Genomic DNA, 13,528 nt, shown 5'->3' on the forward strand with positions numbered 1-13,528 from the left:
ACTGTAATTTTATTATGTAAATAAGAAGGATGTTCAAATTCTTGATACATAAATCCGGAGGTTGTTAATAAGCATTCGGATTTATGTATCTTATTTGGTCTAGGAAGTAACTTGATTTTCTTTTTTCGATTGATCCATGAGTGCTTCTTCTTTTAATTCAAAGATATATTCTGAGATCCTCATAATCACTTTTTTCCAGTCTTCTGGTGTGATGATTCCTTTTAAAATATAGATTTTTTTGATATGAGAAGGCAATTGTTTCAAAGGGCAGTCGCTGATAACGATGTTGCAGTTCTCCATAAAATCATTTTGTATTTTGATCGATTCATTTGAAAAAATTTGTTCTATCTTAACGATCAGATCTTTACTGATATAGAAATCACGCGTATAGTTCACACCAATCACAATTCGCGGCTGTTTTTTGTAGCGATCATACAAATGTACTAGGTCTTCAACCATCCATTGCACATTTTCCTTTTCTAAAATAACTGGTAACAAGTGTTGATTTTGTTCTCTGAAATCCATATAAAATTGTTCAATGGCGGTTTGGACTTCTTTCAACACGCTATGTTCTTGATAAAGCATGAAAGTAGGAAGGGGTGTATTTGGTTGATTGAAGTTAAGAAATCCATTATAAAGTTTATTTCGTGCGAATGCCAATGAGTAAAGAATCTTTTCTTTTTCAGGTATAAACAAATCAAATACAGTACAAAAGGACTCCACCATTTCTCTTGAATAAAGAACATGAGGAACGTTTGCTTTTTTTAAAAGTTTGTATTGCTCCAAGCTTGTTTCTTCCGATTCGATTTTCGTGATAGAAAGTCGAGCTAAAATATTCACTAAGATGCGTTGTTCGCGACAAATTGGCAGATTAGGTCGCAAAATATCTACAGAGGGATCAATAAAAAAGTCAATATATTCATACTCTGTGAATTCTTTTTGTACGTCTTTCACAGAAGTTGCAGGAAAATTCTCTTTACATATTTTTAATAGAAAATATAATTTATCTATCATACCGCTATTTAGTCGGTCAAGTACTTCTTTTTTAAAAAAAGTATTCATCATAAAAGCCACTACTTGCGGATCTTCATCATAAAATTCTGTAGCAGTACTTGAAAAGATGTTCCAATAAATATCTAATGCTGCATATTGAATTTGTACCTCTTTTCCAGAAAAAGACTTTCTGCCATTATTAGAAAAGGAGATAGACAAACCGTACAATGCTAAAAATGCATTAATCTTTTTCATTTTCGTATACAAATAAGAGGCACTATAGTTTGTTTGCTGACTTAAACTGATAATCGAATTTGTCTGACAGCTGAACAAAGAAGTCAAGATCTGATAACTGACTGATTCGTTGCAGTATCTTCCAAATAGACGATAATAGCAGTAAGCCGGATCAATTCCTTCAAAATTCAACTTTAAAAAAGGTTTTTGCTTATCAATATGCAGTTCTGTTAGATTGAGACGCTCAAAGTCTTGTTCTAATTCTTTGATGTATAGTAAAAAATTTGATTCAGACATATGGAAATGATCTGCTAAATATTGTGTAGTAATAAAGAAACGATGTTCAGATAGGAAAAGAAAAATATCTAATTTTGTATTGCTTTTTTTCTTCAAGAGAAACGTTTTAATCGCTTCTTGAGTTTGCATGAAAGAGGCTCCTTTTTACTTAAATTGTTAAAACTTGAAAATATTACTGTTTTTTTCATAAATTTAGACAAAAAAACAGTAAACATATAGGTAGAATCTCTACTATCTTATTTCTTGCATACAAAAAAATCAAGGAGTGAGAGAGTTATGAGATATTCAACCATCTTAATATCAACATTTGCAGCCTTAAGCTTATCGCTTACTATAAATCAGACAGTCCACACAGAGGAGATAGAAACAGCCAAATGGACAGAAACCAAGTGGGCCAACGTCAATCGAATTACCTTTCAGGATGAATTTTCATCCTTCAATTCAGGAGTCGCAAAATTAAGAAAAGGACAAACAGCGACCATCAAAGCAAAAATTGACTATTCAGGAGACTTAGCACCTATACTACAATCAGCTGTTACATTTGAGAATGTTGATCCCGCTTTGTCGATTGGCTATGACGAGAACACTTTGACTATCCAACACAAGCAAGCGATATTTACCTTCACCGTTACATTAAATCAGGACTTGTTAAAACCAGCGCTTTTTACTGTCAAGGTATCAGATGGACTACCGAACGATCATCATCATTTAACGCCGTATAGTCAGCGGCAGACAATTGAGCAAGATTCAGCTATCGACTCAGGAGGAGATCTTGTTGAAGAACCAACAGATAAACCAGAAAATGAAAATAAGCCAGAAGTACCGCCTACAGAAAATCCAGACGGAGAACAGAAACCGGAAATAGAACCTGGAGAAGAACCCGATACAGAAACTCAACCAGAGCCAGACAATGAATCAAAACCTGAAATAACCCCTGGAGAAAAACCAGAGGTAGCCCCAGAAGAAAAACCAGATGTAACTCCAGAACCAGATACGGATTCTGGAAACCAAACAGTACCGGAAACAAATCCAGACACAGATAATGAAACTGAAAATCCAGAAAAACCAGAGGTAGATCCAGAAGAAAAACCAGAGGTAGATCCAGAAGAAAAACCAGATGTGACTCCAGAACCAGATACGGACGCAAGAGACCAAGGAATACCAGAAAAAATAAACAAAAAAACAATTCAAGAGGATGGAAAAAAAGAGAGTAAAAAATCAAATCTAGCAATTCTAAAAATAAATGAAGAGCAGCTGAATAAAAAATCACGAATATTTGATAGCGCCCAATCAGCTGAAACCTTAAAAAGTAGCAAGGATACAACCTTTGCTAGTCCTGAAACGAAAAATAAACAGCTACCAAAATCCGGAGAGTCACAAAACAAAGTTATACTGTGGAGCGGAATCATTCTATTAAGTATAGCAACAATGCTTTCTGCAAAAAGATTTAAACAAAACAGATCTCTCTAACATTTGAATAATGTCTGTGAACGCATTTTTCAAATAAAAAGAAATATCCAGAAAACGACCCCAAAATACCAGATTGAAATCTGATATTTGGGGTCGTTCATACTTTATCTTTCTTCATATTTATTTTAAGGGATATCTGTTTCTTTTGGAAGATGGTTCGGGATCTTTTTCACTTTCAATACATCTAAAAAGAAGGTAAAGATCGGAATGCCGACAATCAAGCCCCAAACGCCAAAGAACCGTTCGCTAACAAGTAAGACCACAAATGTATAAAAAATCGGCAGTTCTGTTTTGCTGGACATCAACTTCGGATTCAGCACATAAGACTCAATTAGATGGACAATCAAAATCGTAATCAGGATATAAACAACATCTCGGATGCCTCCTTGGGAATAAGCTATGAAAGATAGAGGAATACAAGAAATGATAACACCTGCTACTGGGATCAGACTTAAAATGAAAATCATGATCGCTAAACTCAGCAGCTGATGAAAGCCAAATACAGCCAAGGCGATTGTAGTGAGCAACGTGTTTAAAAGAGCGATAACAAATTGAGCTTCTAATACCAAACCAAATGTATTGACAAACTTATCGGCAAAATAGTAAATATCTTGAAAGAACCAAGAAAATTCACTTTTTAAAAACAATCTTGAGAATACAATTGTTTTTTTCTTTTCAATCATAAAAAAGAAACTTAAGATGAATGACATAGCAAACGCCACTGCCATTTTTCCTATATCCTGTAAATAGCCAAGCGCAATCGAAGCGCCATTTTGAAGCTGTTCAAAAAAATCGTTTCGCTCAATATAAGTATGGATATATTGTAAAACAGGATCTGCATCTTTTGGCTGATGCTCGTAAAAATCAATAACGGACTGGATCATATCAAATGTTTGATGAATAAGCATCGGGATATACTTTGTGAATGCCAGATAGATAAGGTAAACGATCAGTGTATAAATCATGATAGCTAAAACACCTGTAGGGATTCGGACAAATCGCTGAATGATTTGAACAAGATGAATCATCAAATAAGTAAAGATAAATGTGAGCAAAATGGTTGTAATCATACTTCTAACTAAGAAAAGAACAAAAACGACAAATAATAAAACAGTGAGACGGCGTATTTTTTCATTCGCCAAAAAACGCTGATAAACGGTCAAATCGACAACCTCCAAATAACAAAAAATAAACACGTTATTCATTATATGATGGAATATGAAAATAAGAAAGAGAAAGAGCAAAAAGAAAAACCGCTAAATGACGTTATCTTATGAGTTGGTTTTCCTCATAAAATCGTTCATCTAGCAGTTTCAGCCCTTTTTCTGGTCTTGATGAAAATTATCTAGCATTTTTCGGGTCAGATGTTGCAGTGTATCCAATTCTTCCTGTTCAAGTGGAAGATAAGACTTGATCTTTTGTGGAATACCTTCTGCTTGTTTTTGCAACGCAGCACCTTGAGGAGTCAGCGTAACATTTACGATTCTTTCATCACCCGTTTCACGCTGACGATTAATATAATTTTTTTCTGCTAACTTTTTTAGTAAGGGAGTCAGCGTACCAGAATCCAGACACAAATCATTTCCTAGCTCTTTCACTGAAGTCTTTTTCTTTTCCCATAAAACTAACATCACAAGATACTGGGTATAGGTAAGATTCAGCGGCTTGAGGAGGGGAGTGTAGTGTCTAATGATTTCCTTAGAGGCGGCATATAAAGGAAAACATACTTGATTAACTAAATATAGATCTTCCATTTTTCCACCTCCGCTGTTTTACTATAGTGTATCATAGCGGATTTACACAAAAAAGTCTATTCACTAACTGCTTTCAGAGTAACTTCTATATTTCCAGCTGTAGCTTTTGAATACGGACACACTTTATGCGCTGCCTCTAATAATTCTTGCGTTTCTTCCAGAGAAAGACCTTCGATAGATCCTTCAATCTCTACACCTAAGACAAAGCTCGTTTCACTTTCTGAATAAAGGGAAACTTGTGCACTGACAGTAGAAGCCCCAGAGATATTTTTTTGCTGTTTGATCAATTCTAATGCACTGTTAAAACATGCACTGAAACCAGCTGCAAACAATTGTTCAGGGTTGGTTGCATTTTCGACGCGTTTACCAGGAGCTGCAATATTCAATTCGAATGTACGATCGGGATTATGAACTTCTCCAGAGCGTCCGCCTGTGTTGATCATTTTCGTAGAATACATTTTTTTCATAAAATTACCACCTTTAATTATATTTTATACAATTGAATTTTACACAATATAATTGTGAAAAGCAAAGAAATGGATTGGCATAAGATAAATAAGAGAAAGCACATGAAACAGACGCGCTTTCTCGAATAGCAAACATATACAAAAAATATCAGAGACAAAAACTAATCTCATCATAAACATTACATATATTTCTCAAAAAGTTGTTTTCTTTCTTCAAAACTTACTTCACGATGGACCTGATGAAGCATCCATAAATAACCAAAAGGATCTCTGAACATTGAGTTAGTCACACCAAAGTCCATCATTTCTGTCATTTCTTGAATCTCTACACAGCCATTTCGTAATGCTTTATTATGTGTGTCCTCGATATCAGAGACGATGATATTGAACCAGATCGTATTTGGATGTTCAGCAGTAGGAGCAGTCAAACCAAGAGACGTGTTTTCATCCAGCATATGGAATCTCGTGCCATACAAGGTAAAAATGACTTCATTATTGCCTCTAGGGTAATCTGTTGCCTCAATCAGTTGTATTTCATCAAAGATTGTTTGATACAGTTCTAGTGCTTTCAAACTATCATTTAATACAAAATCGATTTCCGTTCCTTTATGCATAAAGATCTCCTCTCCTTTTCAGTCGAACAGTTACTAGATTCTTTTATTATACCAGTTAAAGAAAACGCATTCAAAAAAATAGCGGATTTACTTACCAACTCATTCGATTGGATGATAAGTAAATCCGCGTCCCATTACTTCTGCTACGCTGCTGACAATGACAAAGGCACTTGGATCGATTTCTTCTATCAATGGTTTCATTCGGGAAAATTCATGATCAGTCACAACGATCAATAAAACCTCTTTTGACTTTCGATTATACCCGCCTTTTGCCTCTAGCAGGGTAAGGCCACGTCCAATCTCAGCACTTAAGCGAAGGCGGATGTCTTCCAAATAATGTTCACTCATGACCATAACAGATTTCTTTCGATTGATACCTGTTTCGATATAAGTCATGACAATTGAAGTGATTGCAATAGATAAAATAGCATAAAGAAACTCTTCTATTCCAAAAACAAACAGATTAAGAGAAACAACGAATGCGTCTGTAAAAAATAAGCCAATCGAAGTATTCAAGTGGAAATATTTTTTAAAAATGAGGGGAGGGATCGTCGTACCGCCGCTAGAAGAGTTGTTTTTATATAAAATCGCAACTCCTAAAGCAAAAATCGCACTTCCAAAAATGACAGACAACAACCGATCTGAAGTAATCATTGTTTCTGGAACTATTGCAATGATTAAAGGAAAAACCAAGCTTCCGAAAAGTACTTTAAAAAAGGGTTTTTTACCTAAAAATAGAAGAGCTAGTACCAACATAACGATATTCAACACTAAAATAACTATAGCTCGGTCAAATCCTAAAGCAGCTTCCAGTAATATTCCTAGACCGCTGACACCTCCAGCAGCAATATGATGAGGCCCTAAAAACATATTGATAGCGACTCCTAATATGAAGAGGGCAAAAATAATTTTAATGTATGTCCATATAAATTGTCTCGTTTCTTTCATTTATCCACTTCCTTAATTCATTAATAATACTCTTATCTTATTATAACTTACTTTTCACCTTAAGTTAACTTTAATTAATAAAAAAATTAGGCTAGTCTAAATTATTATGTTTCATTCTTCTAGAATATACTTCTACGTTAAAAACTGTTAAAAAACTTTTACTTTAGAAAATTGGAGAAATTGATCGCTTAAGATAAATTCAGGACACTAAATAGTACAGGAAGTAGATTAAAACTTTTAAAAGTTTTAAGTCTATCTATTTGGCAAGTTTAAAAAATAAAAATTCGGTATCAAAAAACTGTTACCGATAACATTTTTGAAAGCGTTGTCTTTTGTTTCTCTATCACTTATAGTGATGACGTCATATTAAAACACAAGGAGGAAATCAATGGATACAGCTGCAATTTATCATCGACCGGAAAGTGAATATGCATTTCTATATACGAATACAAGATTTCGTATTCGGCTTCGTACTAGGAAAAATGATATCAAAAAAGTATATGTGCTTTGTGGAGATCCATATACCATAACAACTGAAAAATGGTATCAAAAACAACGACCAATGAAAAAATGTCTAAGTACCAATGTTCATGATTATTGGGAAATTGAAGTGACGAGCGAAACAAGGCGCTTACAGTATGCGTTCCATGTTGTTGGGGAAGATAACACGGACTGTTTTTACGGTGATCAAGGAATTTTTCCTTATCGAGAAAATGTGATTACTGAACCAAATTTTTATTTTCGAATACCTTATTTTCATCAAATCGATCGATTCACTATTCCAGAATGGGTAAAAGAAACAGTATGGTATCAAATTTTTCCCGAAAGATTTGCAAACGGGGACAAAGCAAATGACCCCGAACACACTTTACCTTGGGGAAGTAAAGATCCAGACCGAGAAGACTTCTTCGGGGGAGATTTGCAAGGTGTGAGGGATCATTTGGATTACTTGACGGACCTTGGCGTCAATGGCATCTATTTTTGTCCCATATTTAAAGCCACATCCAATCATAAATACGATACGATTGATTATTATGAGGTGGATCCCGCTTTTGGCGATAAAAAACTTTTAAAAAACTTGATTGATGAAGCACATAAAAGAGGGATACGTATCATGTTCGATGCTGTATTCAATCATATGGGTGTCCATTCACCACAGTGGCAAGACGTTCTCAAAAACGGAGAAAAATCGATCTATAAAGACTGGTTCCACATCCGTTTTTTCCCAGTAGATTCTTATCAGATGACTGACTTACCAGAAACTGCTGAAAATATCCCATATGATACTTTTGCTTTTACTCCATTCATGCCGAAACTAAATACAGCAAATCCAGAAGTGCAAAAATATTTGCTGGATATCGCAACTTATTGGATAAAAGAATTCGATATTGATGGATGGCGTCTTGATGTTGCTAATGAAGTCGATCATCATTTTTGGAAAAAATTCAGAGAAGCAGTTACAGAAATCAAACCAGACATCTATATCCTTGGAGAGATTTGGCATTCCTCTCAAGCTTGGCTGCAAGGGGATGAATTCCATGCAGTGATGAATTATGCATTTACAGATTCGATTAAAGATTATTTTGCAAAAAAGAAAATCACAGCTTCACAAATGGTCAGTGGAATGAATCATCAGCAAATGCTTTACAGAGATCAGGTGAACGAAGGAACATTCAACTTATTAGATTCTCATGATACTGCCAGGATCTTGACCCTTTGCCAAGGTAACAAAGAATTGATGAAGTCTGTGATGGCCTTTATGTTTCTTCAAAAAGGGTCTCCTTGTATCTATTACGGGACAGAAATAGGGATGACTGGTGAAGATGACCCGGATTGCCGCAAATGTATGATATGGGAGAAGGAGGAACAAGATCTAGAGCTATTCGGTTTTATAAAAGAACTTGTTTCTCTAAGGAAACAGTTGTCTAAGATTATTTCTGAAGGTTCTACTCAGTGGCTAATAGTAAATGATCGTGAAGATAAGCTCTATTTCACACGGGAACTAGAGGGACAGATCATCTATGTTTACTTTAATCAGTCAAAAGAACCTTGGGTAGTAGAACAGGAAAATGAGGTGATTCTTAGTCAAAATTGTCAGTTGTTAGAAGACGGGAAAGCAGAGATACGACAATACGGATTTTTGATCATGTGTTGAAAACTGTTACCGGTAACAACAAGAAAGCGTTTGCAAATGAAGATTTGTGCCCATTATAATAAGGGTGTAACAGCACGTTGAATACACAGGAGGAAATGAAGATGAAAAAAAGAAGTGTGAAACAGTTGGGTTTAGGGTTAATCTCTTTAGGAATCTTAGGCGGATTAGCGGCTTGTGGCAATGGTAACTCTTCAGCAGAAGGGGAAGCCGATGAAGGAAAAACGTTAACAGTTTCCGTTGATTCTGGATATAAAGATTATATAAACGAAATAAAAAACACTTTCGAAAAAGAAAACGATGTGAAAATCAAGCTAGTAGAAAAGGACATGTTCGATCAGTTGGAATCATTAGCGTTAGATGGGCCTGCTGGAAAGGGACCTGACGTTATGATGGCAGCATATGACCGGATCGGTGCGTTAGGACAGCAAGGACATCTGGCGGAAGTAAAACTGGGAAATGAAGCAGCTTACGATGAAACAGACAAAGCCCAAGTGACTTATGATGGAAAAATCTACGGAGAACCTGCAGTAATCGAGACCCTTGTTTTGTACTATAACAAAGATTTAGTCGATACAGCACCATCAACGTTTAAAGATTTGGAGAATCTATCCAAAGACAGTCGTTTTGCTTTTGAGTCAGAAGCAGGAAAAAATACAGGATTTTTAGCTAAATGGACTGACTTTTATTATTCCTATGGTTTAATTGCAGGTTACGGTGGCTATGTATTTGGTGATGATGGTACAAATCCTTCAGATATCGGTTTGAATAATGCAGGTGCTGTAGAAGGAATCTCTTATGCAACAGATTGGTTCAAAAATGTTTGGCCAAAGGGAATGCAAGACATAAAAAGTGCAGGAGACTTCGCCAGCCAGCAATTCATGTCCAATAAAACTGCAGCAATCATTGACGGTCCATGGCAAGCGCAAACATACAAAGAAAACAATATCAATTATGGTGTAGCCAAAATTCCTACTCTAAATAATGGACAGCCTTATCAACCGTTTGGCGGAGGAAAAGGATGGGTAGTCAGCAATTATGCTAAAAACAAAGACCTCTCTCAAAAATGGCTTGATTATGTAACGAATCAGGAAAATCAAGAAAAATTCTTTGAAATGGTAAATGAAATCCCTGCAAACCAACAAGCTAGGGAAACAGCAAAGGCTAAAAACGATGAATTAACAACAGCTGTGATTGAACAATATGAAACAGCTCAAGCGATGCCAAACATCCCAGAAATGGGCGAAGTTTGGACAGGTGCAGAAAACTTGATGTTCGATGCAGCATCAGGTTCAAAAACACCAAAAGAATCCGCAGATGAAGCAGTAAAAACAATCAGTGAAGCCATAGAACAAAAATACTGATTAAAATGATAACCGTCCATTTTTATAAAAAATGGAACAGGTGCTTCAGATAAAAGTGGCAAGAGCGAGATGGAAAATTATCTTGCTCTTGTTGCCATTATCTTAAAAGCAGTTTGCGGTTTAGCAAGTTTAGAGGGGGCATTCAGATGCAGCAAGATAAAACAAGCAATATCAACGAAAAAAAAATCACGCTTTGTTCACTTATTCCAGGGATGGGGCAGTTTGTAAATGGCCAAGCTTTTAAAGGTATCGTTTTTTTCGCCATATTCGTCCTATTCATTGGTCAGATGCTTCTGGGCGGATTTCATGCATTGGTAGGATTGGTTACTTTGGGAAGTATACCAATGGAAGATCATTCATTATTTATTTTGATTGAAGGCACTTTGCAATTCATCATTACAATCATTTTCTTGATTTTTTACGGTTTGAATCTTTTAGACGCTTATCGAGTAGCGAAGATGCGTCAAGAGGGCAAAAAAATCAATCGGACGATGAAGGAAGTCATACATAATATAGGTGATGAAGGTTTTCCTTATCTATTGACACTTCCCGCTTATCTTCTCATGATTTTTACGATCATTTTCCCAGTCCTAGTTACATTGTTCACTGCATTTACTAATTATGACTTCAATCATATTCCACCAGCCAGTTTGATTGATTGGGTAGGGGCTAAAAACTTTTTTAGTATCTTCTTTTTAAGCTCATATCGTAATACTTTTTTTGCAGTCTTTTCGTGGACCGTGATTTGGACTTTATGTGCAACAACTTTGCAAATCACCCTTGGTATTCTCACAGCGGTTGTTGCTCACCAGAAATTTATTAAATTCAAACGTATTTTCGGTATCATTTTCTTATTACCATGGGCGGTCCCAGCTTTTATTACTATCATGAGTTTTTCGAATATATTCAACGACAGCGTAGGAGCCATCAATACTCAAGTGATTCCTTTCCTAAACCAGCTTCCTTTTGTAGATATCAGTGCAATCTCTTGGAAAACAGATCCCAACTGGACGAAAGTAGCAATTATCTTAGTGCAGGGCTGGTTAGGATTTCCCTATATCTATGTGATGGTTACAGGAATCTTACAATCGATTTCAGAAGACTTATATGAAGCAGCAAAAATCGACGGAGCAAATGCATGGCAGCGCTTTTCAAACATCACGCTTCCTGCTGTCTTCCTAGTGGCAGCGCCAACATTTATTACACAGTATACGGGGAATTTCAATAATTTCTCCATGATCTATCTGTTTAACAATGGTGGTCCCGGAAGCGTAGGCGGAGGAGCTGGTTCTACTGATATTCTTATTTCCTGGATCTATAAACTTACGACTGGAACTTCTCCGCAATATTCTATGGCTTCAGCAATCACGTTGATTATCTCCATCATCGTTATCTGTGTGTCATTGCTGGTATTTAAAAAGACAAATGCGTTCAATATGGGGGATTAACAATGAAAAAATTTCATTCGAGTGCTCGATTCCAAAAACGACTTTCTCACTTTTTTACTTACTTTTTTCTTTTAATACTGTCAGTCATTATCATCTATCCGCTTTTGATCACAGCAAGTACTGCCTTCAAGTCAGGAAATATTGCAGCTTTTAGTTTAGATCTTTCAAGTGACTGGACTTTAGGAAACTTTACTCGGCTATTCAGTGAAACACTTTACGGGACTTGGTATAAAAATACGTTAATCATCTCTGTCCTAACGATGATCGTACAAGTAACTGTAGTAACTTTAGCTGGCTATACGTATAGCCGTTATCGTTTTATCGGCCGCAAATCAAGTTTGATGTTCTTTTTAGTGATTCAGATGGTACCGACTATGGCAGCATTGACTGCCTTTTATGTCATGGCTTTCCTATTAGAGGCGCTAGATAAGTACTGGTTCTTGACGATGATCTATATAGGCGGTGGGATTCCAATGAATACTTGGCTGATGAAAGGATACTTTGACACAGTACCAATAGATTTAGATGAATCTGCTAAACTTGATGGGGCAGGGCATTTCAGGATTTTTTTCCAGATTGTATTACCGCTTGTCAAACCGATGCTCGCCGTTCAAGCATTATGGGCTTTTATGGGACCTTTTGGGGATTTCATGTTAGCTAAGTTCCTGCTTCGTACACCTGAAAATCAGACTGTTGCTGTCGGCTTACAAACATTTATTTCTGATGTGACAAACCAAAGAGTCTCTCTTTTTGCTGCTGGGGCAATTTTGATTGCACTACCGATTTGTCTATTATTCTTCTTTTTACAAAAGAACTTTGTTACCGGCCTGACATCTGGCGGAACAAAAGGATAGGAGCAGAGTATCATGCAAACATTTCCGTTAAACTATTTTTCCGCATTACGTACGCCAACTCAAGTGTTTGCGGGACGCAAACTATTATCATGGCCTAAATTTTTCTTGATATTTGTATTTTTAGTTTCCTTGATGGTTATGCCTGTGACTCTTTTTTATGCCAATCAGATCCAAGCGATTCCATTAGAACAATTTCTATCCGTTCATTCGCTGATCGATGAACAAGGAACCAAAAAATTTTCTGAACTTGAATTATCTGAAACTGGGTTACAATCATCGCAACAAACGATAGCTGTGACCCCTGAAATTTTGGTAGGTGTGTCTTTATCTGAGAAACAACAATCCGATCATGGAACTTTTATTGATTTTGAGAAGGAACAATGGGTGATCCAACAAAAGGATAAATCTGGTATACGCCGCTATACGATGAATTATAGCCCATCTTTCCAACCAGATTCTGTACGTACGCCCGAAGATTTCCAACGATTTTTAGAAAGAGAATTTTATGCCAGTAATCGTCCAACAATCATTTTATCTTATAGTTTAAGTCTTGGTCTTGTCCTACTTGTCATGACGAGTCTCATTTTATTCGGGGCTTCCTTTTTCTTGTGGATGACAAGAAAAAGCCAACTTTCATCCATTCATACATTCAAAGAGAGTGCAAATTTGATGCTGAATGTTATGGGAATAGGTTCCATGGCAGCAGCAGTTGTAGGGTTTATCCACTTTGACTTTATCTTGATGCTAAGTGTCCAAACAACGATAACTGTCTTGCTGCTTTTATGGGTTTTTGTCAAAACAAGATTCAAAGATAAGCGTGTCGAATGACAAGTTTAAACGATTTATGCGACAATGAATGTGAAAAAAATGAAAAATAAAGTAGTTTTTGAAAAATTTCTGAAAAAATTAAACTTCTTAGTTGATTCTTTTCTT

12 protein-coding genes are annotated in these 13,528 nt (G+C 36.1%); 6 read left to right on the plus strand and 6 right to left on the minus strand.

Annotation, left to right across the window (positions count from 1 at the left end; genetic code table 11):
• Positions 1–99: 99 nt before the first annotated feature.
• Positions 100–1,653 carry a helix-turn-helix domain-containing protein gene (locus IGL70_RS06250; protein WP_002288171.1) on the minus strand — a complete coding sequence of 518 codons (1,554 nt, stop codon included), beginning with the start codon at positions 1,651–1,653 and terminating at the stop codon, positions 100–102.
• Between the two features lie 147 nt (positions 1,654–1,800).
• Between IGL70_RS06250 and IGL70_RS06255 the strand changes: the two genes are divergently transcribed.
• Positions 1,801–2,994: an LPXTG cell wall anchor domain-containing protein gene (locus IGL70_RS06255; protein ID WP_104873680.1), complete on the plus strand. Its 1,194-nt coding sequence runs from the start codon at positions 1,801–1,803 to the stop codon at positions 2,992–2,994.
• A 125-nt stretch (positions 2,995–3,119) separates the two neighbouring features.
• Here the strand turns inward: IGL70_RS06255 and IGL70_RS06260 are convergent, their stop codons facing one another.
• The 5 genes from IGL70_RS06260 to IGL70_RS06280 form a co-directional block, all read right to left on the minus strand.
• Positions 3,120–4,199, minus strand: a complete 1,080-nt coding sequence (locus tag IGL70_RS06260; protein ID WP_002288167.1) for an AI-2E family transporter — start codon at positions 4,197–4,199, stop codon at positions 3,120–3,122.
• Between the two features lie 108 nt (positions 4,200–4,307).
• Positions 4,308–4,748 carry a MarR family winged helix-turn-helix transcriptional regulator gene (locus tag IGL70_RS06265; protein ID WP_002311986.1) on the minus strand — a complete coding sequence of 147 codons (441 nt, stop codon included), beginning with the start codon at positions 4,746–4,748 and terminating at the stop codon, positions 4,308–4,310.
• A 56-nt stretch (positions 4,749–4,804) separates the two neighbouring features.
• A complete protein-coding gene (locus IGL70_RS06270) occupies positions 4,805–5,215 on the minus strand; it encodes an organic hydroperoxide resistance protein (protein WP_002288163.1) in 411 nt (136 codons plus the stop codon).
• A gap of 179 nt (positions 5,216–5,394) precedes the next feature.
• A complete protein-coding gene (locus tag IGL70_RS06275) occupies positions 5,395–5,829 on the minus strand; it encodes a VOC family protein (RefSeq protein ID WP_002288162.1) in 435 nt (144 codons plus the stop codon).
• A gap of 99 nt (positions 5,830–5,928) precedes the next feature.
• Positions 5,929–6,777, minus strand: a complete 849-nt coding sequence (locus IGL70_RS06280; protein ID WP_002288161.1) for a YitT family protein — start codon at positions 6,775–6,777, stop codon at positions 5,929–5,931.
• 388 nt (positions 6,778–7,165) lie between these two features.
• Between IGL70_RS06280 and IGL70_RS06285 the strand changes: the two genes are divergently transcribed.
• From IGL70_RS06285 to IGL70_RS06305, 5 genes are all read left to right on the plus strand, one after another.
• Positions 7,166–8,932 (plus strand): glycoside hydrolase family 13 protein, encoded by a 1,767-nt coding sequence (locus tag IGL70_RS06285; protein ID WP_047929390.1) that lies wholly within the window; start codon positions 7,166–7,168, stop codon positions 8,930–8,932.
• 101 nt (positions 8,933–9,033) lie between these two features.
• Positions 9,034–10,293: an extracellular solute-binding protein gene (locus IGL70_RS06290; RefSeq protein ID WP_002288159.1), complete on the plus strand. Its 1,260-nt coding sequence runs from the start codon at positions 9,034–9,036 to the stop codon at positions 10,291–10,293.
• A gap of 146 nt (positions 10,294–10,439) precedes the next feature.
• On the plus strand, positions 10,440–11,741 hold the full coding sequence (locus IGL70_RS06295; protein ID WP_002318365.1) for a carbohydrate ABC transporter permease: 1,302 nt from the start codon (positions 10,440–10,442) through the stop codon (positions 11,739–11,741).
• A 2-nt stretch (positions 11,742–11,743) separates the two neighbouring features.
• Positions 11,744–12,595 (plus strand): sugar ABC transporter permease, encoded by an 852-nt coding sequence (locus tag IGL70_RS06300; protein ID WP_002288156.1) that lies wholly within the window; start codon positions 11,744–11,746, stop codon positions 12,593–12,595.
• Positions 12,596–12,607: 12 nt separating this feature from the next.
• Positions 12,608–13,423, plus strand: coding sequence for a maltodextrose utilization protein MalA (locus IGL70_RS06305; protein WP_047929392.1), 816 nt, complete (start codon positions 12,608–12,610; stop codon positions 13,421–13,423).
• The last annotated feature ends 105 nt before the right edge of the window (positions 13,424–13,528 follow it).

This window comes from Enterococcus sp. DIV0901a, assembly GCF_051711525.1.
In the GTDB taxonomy this organism is placed as follows: Bacteria; Bacillota; Bacilli; order Lactobacillales; family Enterococcaceae; genus Enterococcus_B; species Enterococcus_B faecium.